The 26,544-nt window shown below is 63.8% G+C and carries 26 protein-coding genes and 1 pseudogene; 6 read left to right on the plus strand and 21 right to left on the minus strand.

The window, feature by feature from the left end; translation table 11 throughout:
* Positions 1-701 precede the first annotated feature (701 nt).
* On the minus strand, positions 702-1,907 hold the full coding sequence (locus QOC76_RS28180) for a cytochrome P450 (RefSeq protein WP_526362737.1): 1,206 nt from the start codon (positions 1,905-1,907) through the stop codon (positions 702-704).
* Positions 1,908-1,924: 17 nt separating this feature from the next.
* A complete protein-coding gene (locus QOC76_RS28185; RefSeq protein ID WP_526362739.1) occupies positions 1,925-2,710 on the minus strand; it encodes a spirocyclase AveC family protein in 786 nt (261 codons plus the stop codon).
* Positions 2,711-2,910: 200 nt separating this feature from the next.
* On the opposite strand from QOC76_RS28185, the gene QOC76_RS28190 reads away from it, so the two are divergent.
* Complete coding sequence (locus tag QOC76_RS28190) at positions 2,911-3,576, plus strand: TetR/AcrR family transcriptional regulator (RefSeq protein ID WP_526362741.1); 666 nt, start codon at positions 2,911-2,913, stop codon at positions 3,574-3,576.
* Between the two features lie 174 nt (positions 3,577-3,750).
* Here the strand turns inward: QOC76_RS28190 and QOC76_RS28195 are convergent, their stop codons facing one another.
* Together QOC76_RS28195 and QOC76_RS28200 are read right to left on the minus strand one after the other, a co-directional pair.
* A complete protein-coding gene (locus QOC76_RS28195) occupies positions 3,751-5,187 on the minus strand; it encodes a WS/DGAT/MGAT family O-acyltransferase (RefSeq protein WP_526362743.1) in 1,437 nt (478 codons plus the stop codon).
* A 358-nt stretch (positions 5,188-5,545) separates the two neighbouring features.
* The gene (locus QOC76_RS28200; protein WP_526362835.1) at positions 5,546-6,772 is read right to left on the minus strand and encodes a cytochrome P450; all 1,227 of its coding nucleotides are present in this window, start codon (positions 6,770-6,772) and stop codon (positions 5,546-5,548) included.
* A gap of 78 nt (positions 6,773-6,850) precedes the next feature.
* On the opposite strand from QOC76_RS28200, the gene QOC76_RS28205 reads away from it, so the two are divergent.
* From QOC76_RS28205 to QOC76_RS28220, 4 genes and pseudogenes are all read left to right on the plus strand, one after another.
* Positions 6,851-7,477 (plus strand): TetR/AcrR family transcriptional regulator, encoded by a 627-nt coding sequence (locus tag QOC76_RS28205; RefSeq protein WP_526362745.1) that lies wholly within the window; start codon positions 6,851-6,853, stop codon positions 7,475-7,477.
* Positions 7,477-7,638: pseudogene (locus tag QOC76_RS28210) on the plus strand (short-chain dehydrogenase); the annotation flags it as partial. The gene QOC76_RS28205 and the pseudogene QOC76_RS28210, both read left to right, overlap by 1 nt.
* A 117-nt stretch (positions 7,639-7,755) precedes the next feature.
* Complete coding sequence (locus tag QOC76_RS28215) at positions 7,756-7,959, plus strand: hypothetical protein (protein ID WP_526362747.1); 204 nt, start codon at positions 7,756-7,758, stop codon at positions 7,957-7,959.
* 176 nt (positions 7,960-8,135) lie between these two features.
* Positions 8,136-8,747 carry a TetR/AcrR family transcriptional regulator gene (locus QOC76_RS28220; protein ID WP_526362749.1) on the plus strand — a complete coding sequence of 204 codons (612 nt, stop codon included), beginning with the start codon at positions 8,136-8,138 and terminating at the stop codon, positions 8,745-8,747.
* 19 nt (positions 8,748-8,766) lie between these two features.
* Here the strand turns inward: QOC76_RS28220 and QOC76_RS28225 are convergent, their stop codons facing one another.
* The 8 genes from QOC76_RS28225 to QOC76_RS28260 form a co-directional block, all read right to left on the minus strand.
* A complete protein-coding gene (locus QOC76_RS28225; protein WP_526362751.1) occupies positions 8,767-10,227 on the minus strand; it encodes an MCE family protein in 1,461 nt (486 codons plus the stop codon).
* Position 10,228: 1 nt separating this feature from the next.
* Positions 10,229-11,353 carry a virulence factor Mce family protein gene (locus tag QOC76_RS28230; RefSeq protein WP_526362837.1) on the minus strand — a complete coding sequence of 375 codons (1,125 nt, stop codon included), beginning with the start codon at positions 11,351-11,353 and terminating at the stop codon, positions 10,229-10,231.
* Positions 11,354-11,361: 8 nt separating this feature from the next.
* A complete protein-coding gene (locus tag QOC76_RS28235) occupies positions 11,362-12,678 on the minus strand; it encodes an MCE family protein (protein ID WP_526362753.1) in 1,317 nt (438 codons plus the stop codon).
* Positions 12,675-13,925, minus strand: coding sequence for an MCE family protein (locus QOC76_RS28240; RefSeq protein WP_526362755.1), 1,251 nt, complete (start codon positions 13,923-13,925; stop codon positions 12,675-12,677). The genes QOC76_RS28235 and QOC76_RS28240 overlap by 4 nt, the downstream gene beginning before the upstream one ends.
* A complete protein-coding gene (locus QOC76_RS28245; protein ID WP_526362757.1) occupies positions 13,922-14,950 on the minus strand; it encodes an MCE family protein in 1,029 nt (342 codons plus the stop codon). The genes QOC76_RS28240 and QOC76_RS28245 overlap by 4 nt, the downstream gene beginning before the upstream one ends.
* A complete protein-coding gene (locus QOC76_RS28250; RefSeq protein WP_526362759.1) occupies positions 14,947-16,332 on the minus strand; it encodes an MCE family protein in 1,386 nt (461 codons plus the stop codon). Before QOC76_RS28250 ends, QOC76_RS28245 begins: the two co-directional genes overlap by 4 nt.
* A gap of 90 nt (positions 16,333-16,422) precedes the next feature.
* A complete protein-coding gene (locus QOC76_RS28255; protein ID WP_526362761.1) occupies positions 16,423-17,280 on the minus strand; it encodes an MlaE family ABC transporter permease in 858 nt (285 codons plus the stop codon).
* Complete coding sequence (locus tag QOC76_RS28260; RefSeq protein ID WP_526362839.1) at positions 17,277-17,987, minus strand: MlaE family ABC transporter permease; 711 nt, start codon at positions 17,985-17,987, stop codon at positions 17,277-17,279. Before QOC76_RS28260 ends, QOC76_RS28255 begins: the two co-directional genes overlap by 4 nt.
* Before the next feature lie 893 nt (positions 17,988-18,880).
* Between QOC76_RS28260 and QOC76_RS28265 the strand changes: the two genes are divergently transcribed.
* Positions 18,881-19,483 (plus strand): TetR/AcrR family transcriptional regulator, encoded by a 603-nt coding sequence (locus tag QOC76_RS28265; RefSeq protein WP_526362763.1) that lies wholly within the window; start codon positions 18,881-18,883, stop codon positions 19,481-19,483.
* A gap of 4 nt (positions 19,484-19,487) precedes the next feature.
* On the opposite strand, the gene QOC76_RS28270 is transcribed toward QOC76_RS28265, so the two are convergent.
* Genes QOC76_RS28270 through QOC76_RS28310 form a run of 9 tightly spaced genes read right to left on the minus strand, consistent with a single transcriptional unit; the run spans position 19,488 to position 26,467 of the window.
* Positions 19,488-20,330 carry a fumarylacetoacetate hydrolase family protein gene (locus QOC76_RS28270; RefSeq protein ID WP_526362841.1) on the minus strand — a complete coding sequence of 281 codons (843 nt, stop codon included), beginning with the start codon at positions 20,328-20,330 and terminating at the stop codon, positions 19,488-19,490.
* A complete protein-coding gene (locus QOC76_RS28275) occupies positions 20,327-20,902 on the minus strand; it encodes a YceI family protein (RefSeq protein ID WP_526362765.1) in 576 nt (191 codons plus the stop codon). The genes QOC76_RS28270 and QOC76_RS28275 overlap by 4 nt, the downstream gene beginning before the upstream one ends.
* A gap of 11 nt (positions 20,903-20,913) precedes the next feature.
* Positions 20,914-21,510 (minus strand): aromatic-ring-hydroxylating dioxygenase subunit beta, encoded by a 597-nt coding sequence (locus tag QOC76_RS28280; protein WP_526362767.1) that lies wholly within the window; start codon positions 21,508-21,510, stop codon positions 20,914-20,916.
* Positions 21,507-22,913 carry an aromatic ring-hydroxylating oxygenase subunit alpha gene (locus QOC76_RS28285; protein ID WP_526362769.1) on the minus strand — a complete coding sequence of 469 codons (1,407 nt, stop codon included), beginning with the start codon at positions 22,911-22,913 and terminating at the stop codon, positions 21,507-21,509. Before QOC76_RS28285 ends, QOC76_RS28280 begins: the two co-directional genes overlap by 4 nt.
* A 37-nt stretch (positions 22,914-22,950) precedes the next feature.
* Complete coding sequence (locus QOC76_RS28290; protein ID WP_526362771.1) at positions 22,951-23,772, minus strand: SDR family NAD(P)-dependent oxidoreductase; 822 nt, start codon at positions 23,770-23,772, stop codon at positions 22,951-22,953.
* A complete protein-coding gene (locus QOC76_RS28295; RefSeq protein ID WP_526362773.1) occupies positions 23,772-24,338 on the minus strand; it encodes a VOC family protein in 567 nt (188 codons plus the stop codon). The genes QOC76_RS28290 and QOC76_RS28295 overlap by 1 nt, the downstream gene beginning before the upstream one ends.
* Before the next feature lie 37 nt (positions 24,339-24,375).
* Positions 24,376-24,783: a nuclear transport factor 2 family protein gene (locus QOC76_RS28300; RefSeq protein ID WP_526362775.1), complete on the minus strand. Its 408-nt coding sequence runs from the start codon at positions 24,781-24,783 to the stop codon at positions 24,376-24,378.
* A 28-nt stretch (positions 24,784-24,811) separates the two neighbouring features.
* Positions 24,812-25,270 carry a nuclear transport factor 2 family protein gene (locus QOC76_RS28305; RefSeq protein ID WP_526362777.1) on the minus strand — a complete coding sequence of 153 codons (459 nt, stop codon included), beginning with the start codon at positions 25,268-25,270 and terminating at the stop codon, positions 24,812-24,814.
* A 9-nt stretch (positions 25,271-25,279) separates the two neighbouring features.
* Entirely contained in the window at positions 25,280-26,467 is a 1,188-nt protein-coding gene (locus QOC76_RS28310; RefSeq protein ID WP_526362779.1) for an acyl-CoA dehydrogenase family protein, read from the minus strand.
* Positions 26,468-26,544: the final 77 nt, after the last annotated feature.

Genomic DNA, 26,544 nt, shown 5'->3' on the forward strand with positions numbered 1-26,544 from the left:
TCCCGATGGATGAGTTTCAGCGTGCCCCCACAGACGTGCCGATACCACCGAGCCGCGCGGCGACTTTACCGTCGGAACAAGTATTTGGTCAACTGTCCGCGGACTGGCACAGTTGCAACCCCCGCGCCGGTATCGATGGCGCTGCGGGTATGCCTCCATCGATCCCCCTGAAGTGAGCGGCGTCTGCCTGGGGCGATGGCTATTATCTAAAAATAGCAATAATTGGTCAATAGCGTGCGAATGCTCGATGCCGTCCCGACGGGGTGTATCAATCGGCGTTCGCGCCGCCATCGCGCCTCCCTGAGGCAGCCGTTACGGATTCACCGTAAAAGAAGCGCATAGGGCCCGTATTCGGAACGGCGAATTTATTAACTGTGCAGCCGCTGTGCTGACGGTGGGCCGCGATGTCGGCGCCGATCAACGAGCGTCGCAATAGCTTTGGCCGAGGTCGGACAGCCTGTAAGTTTCCACTCGAGGATGGCGGTGAGCCTGTAATCGGCTCCATCTCAGTGGTTTTCGCAGGCGAAGTCGTGTTGCTCGTCATCGATGCATTCATAGCGGCTGTGCTTTCACCGCCCGCTTGTCGGGAGGGCACGCGCCGCCACTCGAGCTTCGTCGACAGTTCTTACGGATTCGGTGACTTTGCGACGCCGTGCCTTCTCGTGTCGCACCGGTGCAACAATTCCGACGTCGATGATTCGCTAGCCAGTCCTAACCGGCAGCCTCGCCCATCCCCGCACACTGGACGTCCGCGCTCGGCTGGCGTTGCCGTAGTCGACGTCCCAGTCGGTCCATCGTTTGAGGACCTCTTCGAGCGCAACGCGGCCTTCGAGTCGCGCCAGTGCCGAGCCGAGGCAGAAATGCAGCCCTTGCCCAAAGCTCAGGTGACCACCCTTGCGGTGAATGTCGTAGCGGTCCGGTTCGGCGAATCTCGTCTCTTCGCGGTTGGCCGAACCGTTGAGGAGCAACATGTACGACCCCTCGGACACCGTGTGCCCATAGTGCTCGACGTGGGAGGCGACGTAGCGCGCCTGCACCGGCGACGGCGGCTCGTAGCGGAGTGTCTCCTCCACCGCCGACGGAATCAGCGACGGGTCCGCGACGAGTTCGCGTCGCTGGTGGGGGTGGTCGCCCAGCAGTTGCCCCATGAAACCGATCAGCCGAGCGGTGGTCTCGTTGCCTGCACCGGCGATCATCGCGGTGTATGCCAGTACTTCGGTGCGTTCGAGACGGCGACGGGTGCCGTCCTGCTCTTCTATCTCCGCGTTGAGCAATTCGGTCATCAGATCGTCGGAGGGGTGCGTTGCCCGCCACTCGATGTACTCGGCGAACATCGCGATCGACTCACCGATGATCGTCTGGCTGAGATCGCCGTCCTCGCCGTGGCGGGAGCTGACCGTGATGCTCTTGTCGTTGCGGTCACGGATCTGTTGCTGGCCTTCCTCGGGGATGCCGAGGAGATAGCCGATCGTCCGCATCGGCATGATGGCGCCGAGGTCGACAACGAAGTCGAAACCGTCGCCGTCACGTAGCGGATCCAATGCGCGCGAACAGAATTCACGCACCAGCTCCTCCACCGCCAGCATTCGCCGCGGCGTGAACACCCGTGACAACAGGCGCCGGTGCAGATCGTGCAGGGGCGGATCCTCGAAAAGCAGGATTCCCGGCGGCACCTCGATGCCGCTGAACAGGATGTCTGCGGTGGTTCCCCGGCCCGACCGGTACGTCTGCCAATCCGGAAGTGCACGGGCGACGTCGTCATAGCGACTCAGCGCGTAGAAGTCGTACTTCTCGTTGAAGTACAGCGGTGCTTCCGCGCGCATCCGCTTCCACACCGAATACGGGTCGTCGTCGATCGCGAAATCGAACGGGTCGTAGTACACCTCGACCGTCGGGCCACTGGCCACAGATCCTCCCGGCTGCGCTATCTGGGTTGGTTCGGTACCCCGGGGAACAACTGCCCGGTCGGCGCCGAGGTCACGTAACCCATCTGCTTGGTGACGAGATGGGGCGCGAAAACCGCGGCGTAGAGCAGGTTTCCGATGACGACGACAGCGACGATGGACAGCACTGCCGATTGAAGACGCGTCTTGGACACCTTGTCGGCCCACATCTCGATGACGTTGCGTCCTTGCGAGTCCGTCCGGCCGAGGAGATAGGTGAAGACCATCATCTGCACACCCATCGCGATGGCGTCATAGATCGGATATTGATGCAGAGTTCCCTCGCACAGCCCAAGCCCGGGGATCACGTAGGCGTAGTGGAATACGCCGAGGCGTGCACCGAGACCCGCGTTGAACACCAAGGCCCAGCAGAAGCCGACGATCAGACCCACGGTGAGAAGCGTGATCGGCCGACGCAACCCGAGATGCGCACTCAGCCGTCGTCCGAGCGCCGCGCCGATCACGGCAGGCAGCACGAAGTAGCCGATGTAGCCGACGGGCACCGACGAGGGCAGCCCGCCCCAGGTCATGTTCAACGGCCACCACGAGGGCATGCGCGGCAGTGCCGGCGGGAACTGCGCGTACATCGCCCAGTCGTAGGGCGCCTCGATCCACGAGAACGAGATCGCGGAGATGCACAGGAGGAGAAGTGGGTGCAGCCGGCGGTGGCGGATGCTCAGATACACCCCGATGACGGTGAACAGGACGCCGCTGGCCCAGCCGAAGATCACGGCCGCCGTCAGCAAGGGAGTCAGCTCGGTGTTCATCGATCGCGCTCGTCACTCGCGCGGCCGCGCGCTTCCGGGTCGAAGTACAGGACGACACCGAAGACGACCACGATCAGCCCGAACAGCGTGCCGAGCATGATGAGCTGACCCACAGCCGGTCCCTTCCGCGACGTCCACCAGATCGGTAATAGTGGACACTATTAAAAGGGGTTGGTCAAGGCCGACTATCGTCAAGAACCGTGCCGCAGCGACAGTCGCCCGGGAAGCGGAGCGCTACCAAAGCGTCGGTTCAGGCCGTCCGCCGGCCTCGCGGCGAGCCGCGCAGACTGCTCCTCGATTCCGCGCGCGAACTGTTCGCCCGCAAGGATTACCGCAGCACCACGACTCGCGAGATCGCCGAGAGCGCAGGCGTTACCGAGTACCTTCTCTTCCGCCACTTCGGCTCGAAGGCTGGGCTGTTCCGCGAGGCGCTTGTAACTCCGTTCACGAGCATCGTCGACGAGTTCGGCCGGACGTGGCAGGAACTCGTTCCCGAGGAGACCGACGAAGACGAACTTGCCCGCCATTTCGTGGAGCAGGTCTACGACGTCGTCGTCGAGCATCGGGGTCTGCTCCTGACGCTGGTCGCATCGGATGCGTTCAGCGCGGAGGAAATCCGCGATGCGGGCATCGCCGACATCAGGGGGGCACTGGCGGTGCTGAGTCAGATCAGCGTCGAGGGCATGCAGTTGCGCGGGCTGCGGTCGAGCCGGCCGGACATGCCCGCGCACTCGACGATGGCGATGATCGTCGGCATGGTCGCACTGCGCTCGACGTTCTTCGGCACCAAGCCACCCTCGCGCGACGCCATCGTCGACGAACTCGTGCAAGCGACGCTTCACGGCTTCCTGCACCGCGGTGACTGAGAGCCTCTAGAGGGCTTCGCGAACCCCGCCGCGTTCAGGACCTTCTGTCCCGCTTCGCCGATGACGAGGTCGACGAACTTGCGAGCCTCAATACGGGGTCATTGATCAACGTGATGGCCGGATTGCTCATTGTGACGTCATGCATCGGAGAAATAAGAACTATGCGTGAGCGGATCACCTGACGGCGCTGAGCATCTCCTTGAACGCGCTTCGCATGCAGTCGGCGTAGTGGCTCGGGTCGGGAAGCGCACTTCGGTCCGCCGTCACCCCGACTGAGACTGTTCCGTTGTAGCTCGCGACGACATGGAAAAGATTCATTCCGCCGATCAGTGGGCCCAGACCGGTGACCCTCAAAAGGCGGGCACCGGCGAAGAAAACGGGGTCGGCCGGCCCCGGCACGTTACTCACTGTGGTGTTCGCGATGGTAGGGCCCGACAACGGCACAGCGCTCGCAGCCTTCACCGTCAGTCCCAGCAGCGTGGTGGGTACCGTACCTACCAACTCCATCAGCCGGGCGCTGCGTGAGGAATCGGAAGTGTTGCGAAAGGCAGAAGTCTCCGCGGCAATCGCCGCCAACCGTTCGAGCGGGTCAGCAATCGTCGTCCCCAGTGCCTGCAACCTGCCGAACAGTCGATTGCCGCCGGTACCGCTGTCGCCGCTGGACCGTATCGACATTGGGCAGGCGGCCACCAGGCTCTCATCAGGCAGCTCATCGTGGCCGTCGAGATAACGGCGGAGCGTGCCGCCAACATAGGCAAGTGCCACGTCGTTGATGGTCGCGTCGGGCACACAGGCTTTGATCCGCTGGAAGTCGGCGAGGTCGTGAAAGCGGGCCTCAAACACCCGGTGCGGTGTGACCGCGTTGTTGAAGCGCGTGCTTGGAGCGAAGAGGGAGCCCGATCCGGGGGCCAGTGTCGCTGCGACTCCGCCAGCCAGTCTGCCCGGAAGCTCCGCCAAATGACGGAGCGCGTTAAATGCACTGGGAACCAAGACTCTGCCCGCGCGCAGGGGGTGAAGCACTCCGTTGATCGCGGTCCGCGAGACAAGGTCTGTCGTTGACGGCAGCGCTCCTGGTTTCCAAGGCTTCTCCGGCGCAGCGGGACGTGGGCTGTCGAAGGCGAGGTCGTGCATGGCGGCCATCAACTCGACGCTTTCCATCCCGTCGACAACGCAGTGGTGCAGCTTGAGTGAGATCGCAAACGATCCCTTCGGCACGCCCGGGACGGAGTTCAGACCCTCAATGACCGTCATCTCCCACGGCGGTCGGCGAAGGTCGAGCTGGCGTCCGTGGATTCGCGCGATCTGTATGCACAGCTGACGCCAGTCCCCCGGTTGAGGCAAGGCGATATGTCGCACGTGATATTCGAGATCGAAGTCCGGGTCATCAACCCAGTACGGCATGTGCAGGCCGCCAGGCAGCTCGGTCAGACGCCGCCGAAAAGTCGGCGCCAGGTGCAGCCGCGCATCGATCTCACTCAGGATGCGCTTGAACGTGACGCTACCGCCATGTGCCGTTGACTGGTCATAGATCAGGAGCATCTGGATTTGCATCGGGGTCTCGGGCTTTTCGGCGCGCAACATCATGTCGTCGGTCCAGCTCAGCTGCTCCATCTCCCACCCCGTTCGCCGCAGTCACCCAAAGTCGACACGCAGGACGCACCTGTTCGCAGCTTATCGGCGAACACGCGCCGAACCTCAGACGATTCCCTCGGGAGCGGCCCGCGCTGAGCGCCGGGTAACCACAGCAAAAGCCATGCGACTTGCGCGACGCACTCAGCGCCGCGGCGGCGTCGAGCGCCTAGTCGAAAGCGTCCCGAGATCGGCTTGCCGCAGGCTCGTCATGGCGTAGGACAGCCTGGTAAGCGGCGATCGCGGACCCCTTATGCATTCCCGAAATTAACCAGACGCGGCCGGGCGGCGGGCCCGATGGGTCCGACATGACCAAGATCATCCGGCAGGCTCAATGGAGTCACCAGGTGACTGGCAGCTCGTGAATGGTGTAGATCTCCTGCTCGTCTCCGAAACTCAGCTCCTCCTGCGGGACCGCCAATCGCAGTCCCGGCAGTCGACGTACCAGCGTGGCGAGCGCGATCTGCAGTTCGACACGCGCCAGGTTCTGACCGATGCATTGATGGACCCCGAAGCCGAAGCCGAGATGTCCCCGCGGATTACGGTCGATGTCGAAGATGTCTGGGTTATCGACGAAGGCGGCGTCCCAGTTTCCCGCCGGCAGGTTCATCAGCACGGGATCGCCGGCCCGAATCAGCTGACCGTTGATCGTGAGGTCCTCGAGAGCCACCCGGTCGACCTGGCTGTGCACGATGCTCAGATAACGCATGAGCTCTTCGACGATGTTGGCGATCAGGACTGGGTCGTCCGTCTCCCTTAGACGCTGCAGTTGTTCCGGATGCTGCAGCAGCGCAACGGTTCCTAGTGCGATCATGCCCGCTGCGGTTTCATGGCCGGCCTGCAGTAAAATCACGCCGTTCATGACCGCTGTCTCGCGATTGAGCTCACCCTTGGCGACGTATTCGGTCATCAGCCGGCTCATCAAGTCGTCGCGGGGTTCGCGGTCCTTGAGTTCGGCCAGCTTCCACATGTAGTCGAACATGGCGCCGATTGCGGCGAGCTTTTCGTCGTCGGTCGACCTGGAGTCGAGGCCCTTCGTGCTCTGGTGCTGGAAGAACTCGTGGTCCTCGTAGGGGACTCCGAGCAGCAGGGAAATCACCAGCGACGGGACCGGCAGGGCGAAGTCGTGAACCAGGTCGGCCGGTGGGCCGTTGTGGATCATGTCGTCCAGGGCTCCGTCGACCAACCCCTGGATCTGCGGGCGCATCGACTCCGCACGTCGGAAGGTGAAGTCGCGCGTCATCATTCGTCGCAACCGGTTGTGCTCGGGATCGTCGATGCGCGCGAAAACCACCACATCGACCTCTTCGGCGCTCTTGGCACGGAGGTCTCCCAGCGTGTTCGCGGACAGGCGTGGATCGGTCAACGCCGCCCTGATGTCCTCGTAGCGGCTGATCACCCACGTCGGTTCGTGCCGCCACAGGGCCCGCTGCAGCCCGTCGGCCGCCCGCCATTGTGCGAATTCCGGCGACGGCGCCAACGGGCACCGGACATCCCGCGGCAACGGGATAGCGGGCAGAACGATGCCGTCGCCCTGGGTCGGGGTCGTCGCCATTGCCGCTCCTATTCGACAGCCAACTGCCAATTCGCGGACGAGCGTAAAGCCGACAATAACCGACAGTCAACTGTCGGTTACAGTAACGATGTGACAGCGGTGGCTGACCGTCCTCTGCGCGCCGACGCTGCCCGCAACGCCGAGCGCATCCTTCGCGCCGCGCGGGAGGCCTATGCGGAGCTTGGACCGGACGCGCCCATGGACGTCATCGCGAGCCGCGCCGGGGTTGGGGAACGGACGCTCTACCGGAGATTTCCCACCAAGGGTGAGCTCGCCAGGGCGGTGATCGACCAGAGCATCGCCGAAAACCTCGCACCGGAGCTGGAACGGGCTCTGCGGAGCCGGAATCCGTTGCGTGGCCTGGGCAAGCTGATCGAGGCCGCGATAGCGCTCGGCGCGCGCGAGCACAACGTCCTGGCCGCGGCGCTGAAGGCCGGATCACTGACGGATGTGTCAGCCCAACTCGACGAGGCGCTCCATGAGCTCACTCGCCGGGCTCAACAAGCCGGCCTTGTCAGGGCCGACCTGGTCGCCGAGGACCTGCCGCGCATCGTCTCGATGATCAACAGTGTGTTGTGGACGATGGACCCGGCCTCCGACGGCTGGCGGAGATATGTCGCGCTCATGCTCGACGCGATCTCCACACCGGATCCGAGCCGGCTGCCGCGGGCAATGCCGATTCTGTACGCGCGCCGTCCGGAGGAGTGGCCGAGCTGATGGGCGAGTTACGGTTCGACGGTCAAGTCGCTGTCGTCACCGGCGCGGGCCGGGGTCTCGGCCGACACCATGCACTGCTTCTCGCCTCGCGTGGTGCGCGCGTCGTCGTTAACGACGTCGGCGGCTCGGTGACAGGGGGTGGATCGTGCGGCGATCCCGCCAACGACGCTCGGTGACCGTCGGTACATGTCGACCGATCTCATCGAGGTCGATGACCCGCAGTGCTGCGTGTGCGAACGAGTCGACCGGACGTTTGCTGGGCAACGCTGTGATGACTGATGCTGCGATCGGATCTCCTGCGGACCCTGCGGACCACAACTGATGAAACTGAGCACGGGGCGAATTGGTTGTACGCCAAGTTCGCCCAGCAGTCGGCGCACTCGTTTCTCGATCTCGTCTCGGATCTGGCGAACTTCGGTGACCGGTTTGCCGGCGGGGTTGATCAGCGGGTTTCGGAGCCGCCGGAGAAAGCCACCGCGTGATCGCCCGCTAGGCGTGCCTCGACGGCGTTGATCGTTGGCACCGAATCAACCCCCGGCGCCGTCGAGTGCATTCGCTCACTAAGGCTGCGTGGATCCCTAATTACGCCGGACATATGACCATAATCAACATGGCACACGCTTTGCGGACAACGAGTGCATGGGTGAGGTGAGGGCGTATGGCGGCAGACGGCCAGCGATCCGACAATGCCGTGCAAAAGATCTTGGACGGCACGATGAAGGCCCTGAGCAGGCAGGGTACGCACAAGCTCTCGGTGAGCGACATCTGCGAAGCCTCACAGGTTGCCCGCGGCACCTTCTATCGTTATTTCGACAGCAAAGAGGCCGTTCTGGCACACCTGGGACGCCACTTCGAGCAGGGCATCGCCGAAGCGTTCGCGGCGGCAATCACCGCCAACCCCGATCCGGCGTCACGAGTCCAGGTCGTCCTGGACACCTTGACGGCTTACCGCGCCGCGGGTGGCGATCTGAATCGGATGCTCGACGTGGCACCGGAATTCACGCTGGCGTTCATCCGCGATACGTTCCCGAACCTCATCGATATGGTGGTCGAGGCCCTCGGTCCCGCCGCTGACGAATCACCGCTGGTGACGAGTGGGACATTGACGAAACGTCAACTCGGAGACCTCTTTCTGCGCAGCGTGATGTCGACGTTGTTTCTGCCGGGAAGCCAGTCGGATGAGGTTCCCGCACTCGCCGCGTCGCTGTTCGCCGTCAGCCCAACCGGCAACACGAAATCACGCCGGAACTCGGGAGCCAGGGCAGGTTGAAATATCCGGGCGGCGCTCTTTATCCCTCCGGGGGTAGCAGCATCGACTGCCACGTCCGGTCTGCTGCGGCGTTTTCAGCCAGATCGGCTTGGGTGTAGACACGACCGTCCGGGCCCACATAGCTGCCGGTGGCAGGGTCGTAGGCCGCGGCAGCGATCGGCGGTGGCGCCGGAGCGGGCGCGGGTTGACCTGCGACCGACGGCGAAGCGAGAGGTAACTGCGGTACGCTCTGCCCCGACAGGGTCGCGTTCGGATCGCCCTTCCAGTTATAGCCGTCGTTGAGCGGAACGTAATTCTCGGTGCCTTCGCACATCTTCACCGACGGTGCGCGCTTCCCGGGGACCGTCTCGCACGGGATGTTTCGCGCGCCACGAACATCGATCGCCGAGTCCTGCGGGACCCGGCAATACAGGTCCCCCTCGGGACGAGGCGGATAGTCCACCTCACTGGCCGACCGCCGCTGCTGAGCCGGCAGGAAGCCGGTTGTACACGGCGCAGGCAGATTCAGGTTCAGATTGAAGTCCAGATAGAAACCCTTGTAGTCCTGCTTGGTGGCCAGATTGGGCACGATTCCGCCGCCCATGATCGCGGTGCCCTGCGGCAGCAGCACCAACAACTGCTCGATGTCGTTCTGGTAGGTGACCGCGACTTCGCCCACGCTGACGAGATTGGCCAGCACGATGGGCAAAGTCGGCTGCAATCGCTCGAAGAGCCGCCGTACCTGGTCTGCCGAATCCGGTCCCTTGTCCAGTAATCCGTTGACCGCGGCGTCTTGATCTTGCAGCTGGCCGGTCAGGTTTGCCAGATTCGCCGCCCAGGCCTGGATCGAATCCGACGTCTCGGCCTGGGAGTCGAGCACGGGCGGGGACTGGTCGACGAGGGTGGTCAACGAATCGAGGTTCTTCCTGGCATCGCTGGCCAGCCTTGTGGAACCCTTCACGATTCGAGACAGTTCCGGCCCGAGACCCCCTACAGCCGTGTAGCTTTCGTCGATCACCGTCTTGAGGTTGTCCTGCGGGATTGCCTCGAGAGCCGTGTTGGTGGCGTCGAGCAGCGAGTTGATATCGGGCGGCACCGAAGTGCGCGCCATCGGTACGACGTCCCCGTCGGCAAGCGGCCGGGACCCGCCTTTGCGCGGTAGCAGCGCGACATATTGTTCGCCGACTGCTGACTGGCTGTGGACTTCTGCATCCAGGTCCGACGGGATGTCGATCCCCGACTTGAGCGAGAGCACCGCCTCGACGCCTGCCCCGGTTACTCGGACGTTCTCTACCCGACCCACTTCAGTTCCGCGGTAGGTGACATTCCCGCCCGCGTACAGACCTCCTGACTGAGGCAGTTGCACGGTCACCGTGTAATGCCCGAAGCCGGGAATCAGGTTGGACACCTTGACGTACCCGAACACGGTTACCGACACGGCAATGATGGAGACCACCGCGAAGACAGCCAGTTTGATCAGAACACGTCTCTCCAAGTGCACGCTAGGGCCCTTGGTCGAACTGATACGGGAACGTCAGCGGATTGACCGAGGTATAGGGGCTGGGCTGTTGGCCGATGGTGCGCCCCCACTGCATCTCCAGTTTGGTCAATCCCCCCTCGAATCGGGTGCCGGTGAGAAACGACGAATCAAGCCGACTCAACGTCAAATCCAGGACAAGGGTCAGATTGGCGAAGTCACCACGGAACCAATTGGGGATCGTCTCCTTGTTCCATGGGAAGGTCGTCAGGAAGCTCAGTGACCGGGTGAGCGACGGGCCCGCGTCAGCCAGCGACTTCAGCACAGGTCCCAGGTCCTTCAGCTCCTGAATCAGAGCCTCCTTGGTCTGATCGACCGTGTCCGCGGTGAGCGCACTGAACTTGCCGAGCTTGTCCAGCACCTCGACCAGATTCTCGCGCTGCTCCTTGAGCACCGCCAGGGCCTCGGGAAAGGTCTGCAGAGCCCGGTCGAGAACTGGTCGCTGATCGGAGAATTGGCCGACGAGATCGTTGACACTCTCGGTGGCCCTAATGATGTCATCGCTCTGCGCACTGAGTCGGCCCATGAACTGGTCCAGCTGCTCGATCAGGCTGCGCAGATCGCTCTCCCGGCCGGCGAACGCGGTGCTGAACGCCCTGGTGATGTCCTGAACCTGGCCGATACCGCCGCCATTGAGTACCAGCGACAAGGCCGCCAGCGTCTGCTCGGTCGTTGGATAGCTGCCCGCGGCCGCCAACGGGATCAACGACCCGTTGCGCAGCTTGCCTTCCGGCGGCACACCGGTTGGCGGCGCGAGCTCCACGTGCAGCGAGCCCAGGAGACTGGTCTGGCCGATCGTGGCGACCGCGTTCGCGGGCAACTCCACGTTGCCGTCGATCCGCATGGTCAGCAGCGAATGCCAACCTTCGCGCTCGATCTTGACGACGTTGCCAACCGTCACATCAGCGACCCGAACGCGCGAATTCTGCTGGATGTTGGTGACATCGGGCAGCTGTGCCTTCACTTCGAACGAACCTGGACCACTTCCCGCGGTGCCAGGCAGTGGTAACGAGTTCAGGCCGCGCCACCCACAGCCAGACACCGTCACCGCGAGGAACACCACCAGCCCGCCGGCAATCACCGACCGCATCAGTCGTCTCACGAGCCACCCCCCTGTGGAACCATCAGCCCGGGCAGACCCTCGTCGGGATGCGTTGGAATCGCCTCGGCGGGCAGGAGTGGGGCATTCACTTCGGGTACTGCCGGCGCTTCGGGCGTTGGCGTCGCCTCAGGCGTAGGGGGCTTGAAATCCGGCCGCAGCCGGTCCTCGCTGTAGGTGACCTCGTTGGGGCGAGCCTGGGCTCCGACAAAGAGGTTCTCGCCAAGCGGCGGAAAGTTCAGCTGACGATTCTTGACGATCGGGGCCAGGTATTGCACGCAGAGCTTCGCCGATTGTTCGGCATTGAGCCGTGCCGCCGCCTGGATGGCACCGCACAGGAAGGTGATCGGGTTGGCGAAGTTGTTGAGCATCAGCGCGCCGGATAGCGCGCCCTGGGCCGGTTGCCAGATGTTGTTGTAGTTGTTCAGCGCCGTGGGGGCGACGTGCAGTGTCTGTTTGACGTCGTCGAGGCTCTCGGTCACAGCCTTCGAGACGGATGCCAGCCTGTCTGAGGTGGTGCCGAGGGAATCTCGATTCTCTGCGACGAAGCCCTGAACGTCGGCGACGGCTACGTTGAGATCCTTGATGGCGTTGCCCACGGCGTTGGGGTCTGCGGCCAACAACGCGGTGACGGAGGCGACGTTTCGGTTCACCTGACGCATCAGGTCCGTGCTGCCCTGGAGTGCCGAGACCAGGATCGACAGGTTCTTTACGGTGCTGAAGATGTCGGTGCTGTGGTCACCCAGTACCGAAATGGCTTGGGACAACTTGATGATGGTGTCCCGGATGTTGGCTCCTTCACCACGCAGATTGTCGGCTGCCGTGTTGATGAGGGACCCGAGCGGGGCCACACCGCCGGGCCGGGTGGGCTGCAACGACTGGGTGAGCTTGTCGAGCTGTGCACGGAAATCGTCCCACTCCACCGGGACCGCTGTGCGCTCTTCGGGGATGACGGCGCCATCTGCCATGGTGGGTCCGGTGGTGTAGGCCGGGGTCAACTGAATGGCTCGTGACGTGACGAGTGCGGGTGACAGGATGGCTGCCTGAGCGTCGGCGGGCACTTGGAAATGGCCGTCGTAGGAAAAAGTCACCTTCGCGCGTCCCGGTTGGGGCTCGATCGTGTTGATTTCGCCTACCGGCACGCCCAGTATCTGTACCTCGTCGCCGACGAAGATTCCGTTGCTGTTGTCGAAATACGCTGTGACGGTGACATTGTCGGCGTGCCGGGCCTCGGGAATCACGGTCAGCACGGCCGCCACCAGCAACAGGACGAGCGCGCCGGCCAGGCCCGTGCGGGATTTGCGCAGTGCGGTCACGGCGTTGCCTGCGTCGGTGCTGTATCGGGCACGTAGCCGGCGGGGGGTCCCGGCGGCGGGCCGCCGGGCGCTGGCTGCGGGAGTGGTGGGTCATAGGGGTAGCGCGGATCGCCGGGTTTGCCGGTGATGGCGTCCGGCAGGGTCAAGTTGGGTTCGCCGCCCTGACCGGTACGCGGAAACGGCACCGGCAGCGCGGGGGTTCCGGGCTGGCCGATCTCCGGGTCGCTGCGCTCCGACGGCGCGAGCACGCTCGGATCCAAACCGAGGTCGGAGAACGCGGCGTCCACGAACGGCTGGATGAACTGTCCGGGCAGCAGATTCGCGACGTAGGCCTTGAAGAACGGCCCGGCGGCGACTGCCTCTCCCAGCGAGGTGATGTAGGAGTTGAGCAGCTTGATGGACGTCTGTACCCGCCCCTTGCGGTTGTCCAGGATGGTCAAAACGCCGTTGAGCTTGTCCAGCGCAGGCCGGAGCTGAGTGCGATTGTCGGCGACCAGACCGGAGAGCTGTCGAGAGAGTGCGGAGATGTTCGCGGACACGGTGCGCAGTGCGGCACTTTCGTTCTGCAGTTCTGCCATCAAGGCGTTCGTGTTGGCGACCAGATTGACAATCAGCTCGCTGCGTTCGGACAGCACCGCCGTGACCTTGTTGGCGTTAGAGAGCAAGGTGCGCAGTTGTCCATCCCGCACGTCGACCGCCTGGGAGAACCGGGCGACACCTGAAACGGCGGCCCTGAGCTCGGGCGGCGTCTCGGCGAAGGTCTCGGCCAGAGTCGACAACGACTGCGACACCTGGTCGGTGTTCAAGCCGCTGATCGCAGCCGTGAGGTCGCCCAACGCATCGGGCAGCTGGTAAGCCGAAGTCGTTCGGTCGAGAGGAATCGCACCCGACAATTTGCCAACTCCACGGGGCGTGATCTCCAGAATCTTGGTTCCGAGCAGGCTCTTGGTCTTCACCGCCGCCTCGGTCCGGTCTCCGAGCTCGATGTCCTTCGACAGGTCGAACGTGATCAGCACCCGGGGCCCGTCCAGCTTGATGCTCGACACCTGGCCGGCACGGGCGCCGAAGACCTGAACGGCAGCGCCCGACCGCAGCCCACCTGCCTCCGCGAAGTACGCGGTGTAGACCTCGCCACCTGAGAAGAACGGCAGTTTGTCGTATTGTGTTGCACCCACCATGATCCCGATGGTCACAGCGCATCCGACCGCGCCGATGACAAGGGAATTGCGTTCTCCGAAGGACCTCATCTCGGCGCGCACCTTCCTGTGGTTTGGCCGGCCAGCTTGACGAAGACCGGCTGGCCGCCCTTCCCGTTGACCTTGAGCACCAGGTCGCACAGATAAAAACTGAAGAAGTCGCCGTAGAGTCCCTGCCGGCCGAGCTGCTGATAGGCGTCCGGCAGCGTGTTGAGCAGATCGTCGAAATACGCGTGGTCCGCCACGACGATCGAGGTGGCGCGGTCGGACTGGGCAACGGTGTTCTGCAACGGAGGGCGGGCCTCGGACAGCAGGTCAGCGACGGAGGCCGCGCCGCTGTCGAGGTTGGCCAGTCCGCGGCTGACGTCGGTCCTGCGCTCGGCCAATCCTTTGACCAGCCCCGAAAGCGAGTCCACCGCGGAGCCGAACTTGTCGCTCTGATCGCCCAGTGAGGCAAGCACGTTGTTCAGGTTGCCGATTACCTGGCCGATGAGGTCATCGCGATCGGCCAGGGTGTTCGTCAGCGCCGACGTCTGCGCCAGGAAAGACCCCACGGTGGCGCCCTGTCCATTGAATGCGGAGATCAATTGTCCCGTAAGCGCATTGACCTGTTCGGGGTCCAAGGCACGGAACAATGGCCGGAAGCCGCCGATGAGCGCGTCCAGATCGAGGGCCGGAGCGGTTCTGCTCAGCGGGATGGTTTGCCCGGGCTCGAGCCGGTTCAGCGGCCCGGCGCCCTCCTCCAGGGCCAGGAACCGGCCACCGATCAAGTTGTCGTATCGGATCACCGCCTTCGTGCCTTGGGTCAGAACCACCGAATCGTCAGCGGTGAACTCGACCACCGCGAACGAATTCTGCTTGACGGCAACCTTCTTCACCTTGCCAACCTCGACACCGGCGATCCGGACGAAGTTTCCCTCTTCCAGTCCCCCCACGTTGGAAAACTCGGCGTTGTAGGACTTCTCCTTCTGAAATCTCACCTGTCCGAAAACCGCGTACAGTCCGAACAGAGTGAGCAGGCACACTGTCACGAAGATGGTCAGCCGCCAGAGCGCGCCGACGAGGTCGTCCTTCACGGCCCCGTTCCTGACACGTCTGGCGGAGCAGGCAAGGCCGGCGGCGAACCTTGCAACGGCGGAGCCGGCGGCGTGCCGGGCGGCGCCGGATAGAGCGGCGTCCCGTCGGGCCCGTACTCCGGCGCACCGTACGGCGGGGCCCCCGGGTAGGGAACCGGGCCGATGGCCGGAGGGCCTTCGCCACGAAAGCTGGGGGGCTCGGGAATCGCACGGGTGACCGGGAAGTAGTTGGCATACCACGGGTGGCCGATGCCCGGATTCGGACGGACGTCGAGCCCGGTCCCCCAGCCGGTATCCGAGATCAATTGGCGGACAGGGTAGTTCTTGCTCGGGTCGGGTAGCGATCCGCAGCCGGGCTTGCCCCCCGGTCCACCCTTCGCCGCGACGACGGGCAGGTTCTCCGGGTATTTGTACTCGTCATCGCCGAGTAGGAAGGTGGCATCGAGAACGCCCGACCTGCCGTCGCCTGCGCCCAGTGCATCACGTCCTCCGTTGTCGAGGAACCACGTGGCACCAAGGAGCATGCAGGTGTAGGACGGGCTGTATTTCATCAACAGGTTCGTTGTGGGATCGAGCACGTTGACGGCTCGGACCAGATCACTTTGACTGGGCTGGATCAGATTCGTCCCCGCCTGCGCGAAACCGATCACGTTGACGAGCAGTGCGTCGAGATCGGCTGAGCGACCGGCGACGGTCGCGCTGGTCGTGGAGACCGCCGACAGCGTCCTTAAAATGTCCTGGGCCGCCCCTCCGTAGGCCCGGCTGAATCCACTCAGCGAGCGTAGGTCTTGACGCACCGTGTCCATCCGCGGATTGATCTCCAGCAGAACTTCATTGGCGTCGGTCGTGGCCGCACCGATGACCTCACCCTGGCCCCGGACTCCTTCTGCCAGCGCGGTGAGCGTGGCGTTGAGCTTCGCAGGATCGACCTGCTTGAGCACGAGGAGCAGGTTCTGGAAGACGGTGTTGACCTCGGTGCTGACATTGCGCGACTGCAGGACCGCCCCCGCGGCCAGACGCTGAGCCTGCGGCTGGTCGGGATAGATGAGGTCGACGTACTTGGCCCCGAAGACCGTGGTGGCCCTGATCTGCGCGCTGGTGTTGGCCGGAAGTGTGTCGATCACGTCGGGATCGATCTCCAGCTGCAGCTTCACCGATTCCGTTCCCGCGCTAACGGAATCGACCTGACCCACCTGCACTCCGCGGAACCTGACCTTGCTACCCGGTTCCATCACCAAACCGGACCGGTCCGAGGTCAGGGTCACCGGCACCGAAGACCGGAAGGACCCGTTGAACAATGCCCACGACAGTGCGATGAGCGCGACGACGACGGTCACCAGGATCGTCGTCCACCACCCCAGGTACTTGTCGTCGCCGCCCATGAATCGCATTGCGTTACCAGCAGACCCTGCTCAAGTTTTCGACTGAGGAGCAACGTGGTGCGCTCGGTGTGATGTGTTGGGGCGCCATGGCTATCCGCCGGAGAAGTGGAAGTTGCCGGTCCGCCCGTAGATGGCCAGTGAGGCGAACAATATGACGATCACGGCGACCACCAAGGAAGTACGTACCGCCCGCCCCACCGCCTCTCCGACTCCTGCCGGACCGCCAGAGGCGGTGAAGCCGTAATAGGTGTGGACAAGCATGACGACCAGACCCATCAGGACCGCTTGGAACAGCGACCAGAGGATGTCGGTCGGCTGAAGGAAGGTGGAGAAGTAGTGGTCGTAGACACCGGTCGGCTGCCCGTAGTAGACGGTCGTGGCGAACCGGGCGGACATGAACGACATCCAGACCGCGATGCAGTAAAGCGGGATCACGACGATCACGCCGGCCACCACGCGGGTGGAGGCAAGGTATGCGACCGACCGGATGCCCATGACCTCCAGGGCGTCGATCTCCTCGTTGATGCGCATCGCTCCTAGCTGCGCGGTGGTACCTGCGCCGATTGTCGCGGACAAGGCGATCACCGCGGTGAGTGGCGTGACGATGCGGCCATTGACGTAGGCAGAGACGAATCCGGTCAAGGCCTCCACGCCGATGTCGCTGAGCGAGCTGTAGCCCTGAATCGTGACCAGGGACCCGGCTGTCAGCGTCAGGAAGCCGACGATGCCCACGGTGCCCCCGATGACCGCGAGAGCTCCGGCGCCCAAACCCATCTGCGCGATCATGCGCAGCGTCTCACCTCTGTAGCCCTTGAGGGCGTCGCCGACTGCGACGAGAGTCTGCGCGAAGAAGCGTGCCTGCGCGCCGACGTCCTTCCAGCCCGAGACGACGCCACCCACGTCGCGCATCAGTCGGGGGAACCGCGGGCTGGGAACGCTGTAGCTCATGCCGTTGCCTTGATGCCCACGGCGGTCACGATGACGTCGATGACGAACAGCGACAGGAAGGAGTACACCACGGTTTCGTTGACCGCGTTCCCGACGGCCGCCGGGCCACCACCAACCGAAATGCCTTTGTAGCAAGCGATCACGCTGGCAGTCAGGCCGAACAGACCGGCCTTGATGATCGCGATGCTCAACTCGGGCGCTCCGGTGAGCAACGTGATGCCTGCGGCGAAGGCGCCAGGTGTCACATGCTGGACGAATACCGAGAAGGCGAAGCCGCCGACCAGGCCGGTGACGATCACCAGACCGGACAACAGCATCGACACCAGCGTCGCCGCCAGCACCCTGGGCACCACCAGCGCCTGAACCGGATTGATCCCGAGTACCCGCAGCGCATCGAGTTCTTCGCGAATGGTGCGCGAGCCCAGATCGGCACACATCGCCGTCGCGCCGGCACCGGCGACCACCAACACGCTCACCAGTGGTCCGATCTGCGTGACGCCTGCAAGGGCTGCGCCGCTCCCCGAGAAGTCTCCCGCGCCGAACTCGAGCAGCAGAACGTTCAACGTGAACACGGTGAGCACGGTGAACGGGATCGACAGCATGAGCGTCGGTAACAGCGACACCCTGGCCACGAACCAGGACTGCAGCACCAACTCACGCGTGGCGAACGGTCGCCGGGGAATCTGCACCAACGTGTCCAACGCCATCGCGAAGAAGTCGCCCACCCCGCGCAGCGGCTTGGCGGCGCGATCGATCGAGATCAAAGCGAGCTCCTCCGGCGCGGCACTTCACCGGTGCCGGCAAACACCCGTGGACATCCATGCCGACGGCCGCCACGCGAGGAGGCGCCGACTGTGCTTGCATGGACTGCCATCGCGGAGATACTTTAGTTTCATAACTATAATGGGTCAAGGGCCGATTTCTTCCGACTGCGGACAGCCCGGCGAAGCTAGCACCGGCCCAGTCGCCGAGGCGCGGTTTTAAGATGTAATGCATTGCGACAGAGTCATACCCGTGAACTCATCAAGCCCGCTTATCGATGCCGTGTCACTTGCCGAGGGCGTTCATGGCATTCCGGGCGTCTTCTCAGGGCACGGTGCGCCGTCGACGGGCCAGCCCGGTGGTGAACCGGTTACGCCACCGCGGCACGGATCTGGCGTACATGCCTCATTGAATACGCAGCAGCGATCCTGGCGAATCGCCGAGCCGCGACCAATCGATTGCAACGCAGAAGCGAATCGACGGTTGGACCGGAATCGTGCGCTATGGGAAACAGACATGGAGGATTCCGCTTTTCAATCCTTAGCCATTGCCGAATCGGCCGCGCGGGGGTCGCAAGTGCAATTCATCCCGACTGCCATGGCATTGATCTGGCCGGAATTCGCAGCGGCTCCGGCTGTTTGAGGCTTGCTCCCGGCACACCCCCGAGCGGCTTCGGTCACGCATTCTTGCGAGAATCCGTCAATCTCACGGAAATGCCGGATAAGAAATGAATAGGACTATTAATACATAAATAGCTAAATGTGTTTAATCAATCGATTTGCGATATAATCCGAGATGAATTGAGCAACTCCGGCTGCTTCACCACGAAAGGCTTCCGTTGGCGACCAGGGCAACTACCGAGGCCCGCATCTTTGACGGTGCCCTGCACGCAATCGCGCGGCAGGGCCCGAAGAAACTTGCCATGAGCGACATCGCGCACGAGGCCGGGGTGTCGGTCGGGACACTGTACCGATACTTCAAAAACAAGGACGAGCTCCTTCAGTCATTGGGCGATCACTTCGTCACGAAGCTGCAGGCAGTCCTCCAAGACGCGATCGAGGACAACCCGGAGCCGGCTGACCGCCTCCAGATCGTCATCGACGTCATGCTGCGGTTCTGGCTGGAGAACCCGGCAACGGTGCAGATCGGTCAGCTCGAACCGGGCTTCGTGCTGGGCTACATCAAGCAGGTAACGCCTCGGCTGTCCACGGTGCTACGCGATGCCTTGGAGCCGGTACTGGGCGACAGCGCCGCCGTACTCGGTGGATCGGCCACCCTGGACGAGATCACGGACCTGATTGTGCGGATGGCCTTTTCGCACTACTTCATGCCTTCGCGCGATTATCGGGAGTTCCGAGACCTTCTCGTCGTGCTCGGTGCGTCAGCCGGCCTCGAACCCAGGAAGTCCCGCGTCCGTTCGGACCGCAAAGCCGTAAGCTGACGTCTCACGTCGATCTGGCGCCGACCACGTTGCGCAGCACGCCGACTCCCTCGACTTCCGCTTCGACGACGTCCCCCTCCTGAAGGTATCGGCCGTCCTCGAACCCGACGCCATGAGTGGTGCCCGTGAACACGATGTCACCGGCGGTGAGCGCCATCCTCGCGACGACGTACTCGAGACATTCGTCGATGCTGAAGATCATCTTGCCGGTGCGGTCATGCTGGCGTTCTTCACCGTTGACGCGTAATGATATGCCGACGTCGATCTGGCCCGAGCCGCCGAACTCGTCTTTGGTGGTGATCCATGGCCCGACTGGCGTCGTACCCCCGAGCGCCTTGATGGAGAACAGATCCAGCCCACCACTCATCGGCGCGGGCGCGTCGCGGGCGCTGACGTCGTTGCCGACGGTGTAACCGAGGACCGCGTCGGTGGGCACGCCGCCGACGCGACTCACTGACTCCGCCATCACCACAACGAGTTCGACCTCGAAGTCCAATTGCTCGGTGATTGTCGGATTGGCGAGCGTGTCGCCGTGGCCGATGATCGCCACCTGCGGCTTGAGGAAGCCAAGGGTGCTCTTCGGGCGCTCGGTCACGCCCAGCTTCTCCAGGTGCGACCAGTAGTTCATGCCGACCCCGACGATCGTGGAGGTCGGTGTGATCGGTGGCAGCCAGCGAACGTCCGTCATCGCCACCGGCCGACCGACCTTCTCGAAGTCCGCGGTGCCGTCCGCCGCCGCCGGCCCCCACTGCTCGATACCACCGCGAATCGGCTGCACGGTTTCCGCGTCGACGTCCACCAAACCCCAGACATCGGCGTCCTCGTGACGGATCCTTGCGATCTTCAGCGTCCTGTCCCTTCGGTTGTGTCGGCGGGTGACGCCTCGAGTCGTACTTCGACACCCACGGTCGACGAGATCGCGCGATCGAGGAACCGTGGGCGCACCCGGTACACGAAATCGAAGTCGCGACGGGCGAATTCACCTGTGCCGGTGACGACCGGCCGGTGCCGGTCACCATCGGTGGAGCGCTCCAGGCGAATCCGCAGCGGCACCTCCCGGGTGACGCCCAGCAACGAGAGATCCCCGTGTAGCAGGAATTCGCCGGGCATCGTCCCGATGCCGATTCGCCGGGACCGGTACCTCGCCGTCGGCCGGCTGGCCACGTCGAGGAGATGCGCCGACCGGATCGCGTTGTCGCGCCCCTTGCTTCCGGTGTCGACCAGGCCGAGGTCGATCGACGCGTCCACTGCCGAATCGAGCGGGTCGTCGGCCATGGTGATCTGCCCTGACACGCCGAGCGTTCCGTGCACGGTGTGCACTCCCAGGTGGCCCACCGAGAATGTCAGGGTCGACCGCACCGGATCGATCGACCAGGTGCCGGGCAGGTAGCCCGGCATCTCCTCTGTTGCAGAAGACAATTCACACCCTTCTACAGATAGACGGCCAGGTTCTGCACACCCAGCGTGGCTTGATCGAAATAGATGGTCCGTGCCGCGAGCTTCCACTCGTCGCCCGTTCGGATGGTGTCGACCCGGCGAGCAGGCAGGAACTCGAGCGCCGGTTCGTCATAGCGGGACCGGATGAGCACGATGGAGCTGAAGACCTCGTACTCGTCGGCCTTGTCGGTCTCGTATGCGCGCACCTTGTGCACGATCCGCTGCGTTCTGGACAGCGGATTCTCCGACCATGCGCTATCGGTCTGAGTCAACCGCATCAGCTTCAACATCAGGGTCATGATGTTCTCGTTGAAGTGGTACATCTCCGCCTCGAACACCCCCTTGGACCGGTGATCGCGGGTGGTCCGAACCGGTGCCCGATAGATGACGTCGGGCGCCAGCAGCGCAAGCCAACCAGTCAGGTTGTCGTCGTCGAGCAGCGTCGACTCGTCTTCCAGCCACGCAACGATCTCGAAGTGCCGCGGGTCGGTCACCTTGATTCGCGAGCCCTTCGCGCTCGGATAGTCGACGGTGCCCATGGTTGCCCGGACGGCGGGAACAGCCTCGTCTCGAGTTGCTTCTGTGGTCACCACGCTCTCCCTTCCATGAACTCGCTGTAGCGCAGCCAGAAATTCCACTGCGTGTCGTCCTTGGGGAACCCGGCGTAGACCTGCGCAGGACCCGGCCAGTCACTCGGCTTGTTCTCTCCGGTGATCGCCTGGTAACGCAGCTTCTGCTTTGCCCCTAGCGCACCCTTGGAGGCGTAGGTCTGCATGGGCCACGTGTCGGTGTCGTCAGCCTCGACGAAACCGCTGATGCCGAAGGTGGCGGCCGTCATCAGGTTCACGGTGTCGCGCAGCTCGGCAGGCGCGTCGCGTTCGACCAGGCTCCAATGGAAGAGCTCGAAGTGCTCTGGTCCTCTCGGTACCCAGACCCGCCAGCTGAGGAAGGCCGACGGGGTGCCGTCGGGGAACTGGAACGGCATGCACAGCGCAGCCGTATTCGGCCACAGCTGACCGACCTGCGGAGGGTACCCCGCGAGGATCTTCAGTTGCCCATCGTCGAATCGATTCGGCAGCCCGTCGACCATCTCGGGTGACATCCCCGGCGGTGGAACCAGGTGCATCCGCTCCATCGGCGACATGTCCGCAAGGCTCTTGCCCTTGAGCGCGTTGACGTAATGCTCGTTGGTCAGGTCGAAGCACCGCACGAAATGGCCGTTGTAGCTGGCGCTGACTCCGGCCATCGCCGGCTCCTGCGACTCGCCCTCGGTGGAGAGCAGTTGCAGTTCCTGCATCGAGCGGTGCAGCGACAGCGTGTGGAAGATGTCTCCGGCGAACTGCTCTGCGGCGCTCTTCCAGTTGGCCTTGATGATGAACCGCTGGGGATGGCCGAGTACCGTCATGCCACCCGGCGTGCGGTCGAACATCAGGTCCCAGTACCACGTCATCGGGCCGAGATACTCGCGCAGAGACGGGGCGTTCTCGTCAAAGGTCGCGAAGATCATGCCGCAGTAGGTCTCCACCCGACCCTTCGCCAACCCGAGTTCGGACTTCGGCCGCAACAGTCCGTGCATGTCCTCCCGAGCTATGGGTGCGCCAACGAAGCTACCGTCGGACTTGTAAACCCAACCGTGGTAGGCACATTGGAACGTCTTGGCGTTGCCCGCCTCGAACCGGCACACTTTGGCGGCCCGGTGCGCACACACGTTGAGAGCCACCGTAAAAGTGTCGTCTGCGGCCCGGCTGACGATCACCTGGTCCTCGCCGACATACCGCAGCACGTAGTCGTCGACATTCGGGACTTCGTCCTCGTGTGCCACCACCGTCCACGCCTTGGCGAACAGGTGCTTGAGCTCCAGCTGGTAAAGCTCAGGGTCGGTCAGAACCCGAAGCGAGACTTCCCGGAAGTCTTTGTCGATCAGCTCCGACAGCGGGGTGCCGTCTGACAGGACAGGTCCCGTCGGAGCGTGTTTCACCTCATCTATGGTCACGCCGAAATCTCCTGTTTCTCTAACCGATACCTTGTTGTCATTGCCCGGGACTGCCGGACATTGAGTCGAAGACCGAAGGGTCCGGCGGCCGGGTGTTCAGCCGCGGCACGTGCAGACCGCCGTCAACCGGGATGGTGGCCCCGGTGATGAAGCGGGCCTCCTCGCTGGCCAGAAATGCTGCCACCGGGGCGATGTCGTCCTCCGGATCGCCCATCCGTCCCATCGGGATCATCGTCGGAATCGCCTCTCCCAGTGCGGGATTGTCGGCAACCATCTGTTCGAAGGCAGCCGATGCAGCGATCGGAGCGATGGCGTTGACACAGATGTTGTGCCGTGCCCATTGGAAACCAGCGGTCCGGGTCAGCGCCTGCACGCCGCCCTTTGCGGTGTTGTAGTCACCGTGCACCCAGTTGCCGTTGTCGGCGTCGATCGAGTAGAAGTTGATGATCCGGCCGCCGCCTTGGGCCTTCATGACGGGAAACGCGGTCTGCATGCCCCACCAGACGCTCCACAGCCCGACTTTCATGGTCTGCTCGAGCATCTCGTCGGTCTTGTATTCCAGCGGGACGTCCGGGGTCAACGAGATGGCGTTGTTCACCAGAATGTCCAGGCCGCCGAAGCTCTCCTGCGCGGCCGCCAGTGCGCCCTCGATGTCGGCCTTCTGCGACACGTCGGTCTGCACGAACAGTCCTTCACCACCGAGTTCGCCCAAATCGTCGGCGACCCGCTTACCCGCGTCGGCATCGAACTCGGCGATGATGACCTTGGCGCCCTCACGGGCGAAGCGGCGGGCGATCCCCCGGCCGATGCCCTTGCCCGCCCCGGTGACGACGGCGACCTTTCCGTCGAGACGGCTCATTACGCGTCGCTCTTCGCGTTCACGACCTCGCGCACCCGGGCACGGAAGTCGGGATCGTGCGTGTGGTTGAAGTTCACGTTCCCGCCTTCGCCATCGAACTCGTGCAGGCCGGTGAGATCGCGCTCGGGATCGGTGAAATCCTCCGCATAGCCGTTCTCGCGCACCGCCACGATCTCCCACCAGTTGCCGTCGGGATCGGTGAAATAGAACGACGTGTCGCCGTGCATGTGCCGAGGCTCGGTGATCTGCTTGATGCCCCACTCGTCCTTGATCGCGACCAGCTTCTCGTAGGCGGCGTGGACCTCCTCGACGCTGCCGACATCGAGTCCGTTGTGCGCCAGCATCGACATCGTGCTCTCCTTGCCGGTCTCAACCACCGCGTACGCATGGTTGGTGCCGAGCCGGATCATCATCGATCTGCTGCTCGGCTGGATGACCTCGAGCCCGAGCACTGCCTCGTAGAACCGGCGTGCCCTGGCGATGTCGACAGTCTCGAGGGTGCCGTGACCGAGGCGCTGGAGCTTGAGGACAGGTTCACCGGTGAACTTGTCTGTGATTGCTGGCATTACGGGTCCTTTTCTCGTTGTGGGGATTAGAGGGCGGTCACACGCCGGCCTGCGGGCTGGCTTGCATGGCTTGCACCGCGGCTGCCATCTGGGCCGAGTCCATGTACTCGTCGATCCGTCGAATTCGACCGTCCGTCATGGAGATCCGCTGGATGGCGGGAATAGAGGCCGACTGTCCGCCGGGCAGAGTGATGTGGACGACGTGGCGTTGAATGCACGCGCCGTCGACCACGTCTCGGCCGGCGATCTCGTAACGCGGTTGCAGCGCGCCGAGGCCTGCGAGTGCAGCCAGCGCTTCCCTGGCCGGCTGGCCGACCTGGTCGTAGTTGTGCCAGATCACGGCGTCATCGGTGAAGAGCGCATCGAGGCCGGCCGCATCGCCCGCCGAAAGGGCCTCGACGAACTTGTCCACGGTCGACAGAACATCGTGGTGGTTGTCAGTCATGTGATTGCCGCTCCTTGCCTCGGCCGGGTCACGGCCATACCTTCGGGGTGAAGATCGGGCGGGCGATGCGCGAGGCGATACGCCATCCGTCAACGGTTTTCACGTACCGGTCGTGGAATTCGATTACGCGGCCGTTGTCAGTGGCGTAGACCACCGCTTCCCCGTTCTCCGCCACCGGCCCGTGGTAGACCATCGCGCAGACCACCGCCTCGGCCGCGTCGTCATCGAGGCTGGTGAGGTGGAAGTTGGTCAGCAGGTGCCGAGTGGTCACCTTCGGCCGTTCCGCCATGCCCTCGCGGATCTCGTCTTGCCCGCGGTGGACGATGCCTGCGCGGTCGAACAATCCGTCGGGGGTGAACAATTCGATCATCGACTCGAAAACGCCGTTGTCGAGATAGAAGGCGAAGGCGTTGTTCAGCCGGACGAGTTCCCAGTGGACCGTCATCGCCTGCATGGTCTTCGTGGCTGTCGTCGTGGCCGTCGTCATGGCGTACCGTCAGCCCAGCGCAGCCGGCGGGACGTCCTCGTCGACGAGTAGCGCGCCGACGATCGTATAGATCTCCGCGCTGGCGGCCGCATGCTGTGCCGCCGTACGGACGTCGCGCAGGCGTCGCTGCAAGGTGGAGGTGTTGTACATGGCGTTGCTTCCCGCCAATCCGAAAGCCTCGTTGACGATCTCGACGCATTCGGTGTGGGCCCGCGCCACCATGGCACGCTGGCGTGTCGCGGCCAGCGGTGAGATGGGCTCGCGAGAGAGCGCGGCGTCCCACATGAGATTTACCTCCTTCTCGGCCAGCGCTCGAACCGCGGCGAGTCGGATCTCGAGCTGGCCAAGCCGGTACTGGAACACGGGATCCGCGGCCAGCCGCTGGGTGGGGTTGAACGCGGGACGCTTGGTCTTGGCCAGCTCCCGCAGATCGGCAAGCGCACCCTCGGCGATACCCATCACCACCGCGACGTGGGTGGGCCCCAGCGCCAGCCGGACGGGAAGCCGGAACAGTGGCGTGTCGACGGTGGCCGGACCGAAGAACTGGGCGGTGTGATCGTTTGACACGAACACGTCTTTGAGGACGAAGTCATTGCTGTTGGTCCCGCACAATCCGACTGAGTCCCAGGTCTGCACGAACTGTGCGTCGCGCGCCGGCACCATGGCCAGCACCATCTCCGGGACGCCCGCGTCGGTCATGATGGGCGCACCGTTCCGCAACACCACGCAGCTGCCGATCATCCACTGGTGCTCGTAGCTTCCGCTGGCGAGGGGCCACTGTCCGTTGACGAGATAGCCACCATCGGTGCGGATCGCCACCCCCTTGGGTGCGAATGCCCCGCGTGCCATCGTGTCCGGTCCGTTGGGATAGATCTGGCCGTCGAGGACGTGTTGCGGGAATCGGCCGAATACCGGGGCGAAGTCGGCGCCGATCATCACGGTCCAGCCGGTGGACGCGTCGGCCCGGGCGACCTCCTCGATGACCTCCATGGCTGCGGCCATGCTCATCTCCTCGCCGCCGTACTGGCGGGGGACGAACATCCGGAAAGCCCCTGCGGCCGTGAGGCGTTCGATCAAATCGGCGGGAACCAACTTGGCCGCTTCGATCTCGCCGGCGCGCTCGGCGATCTCGGGGGCCAGCGCCCGGACCGCGTCCAGCACGGTGGTGGTAGCGGTGTCGGCCTCGATGGCAGTCATGCATTTCCTCCAGCTGACCGCGCGTCCGATGCAGCAGCCGAGCCGTGCCTGAATGAATGGATTTGATTGAACACAAG

This window comes from Mycobacterium sp., from assembly GCF_032159565.1.
In the GTDB taxonomy this organism is placed as follows: domain Bacteria; phylum Actinomycetota; class Actinomycetes; order Mycobacteriales; family Mycobacteriaceae; genus Mycobacterium.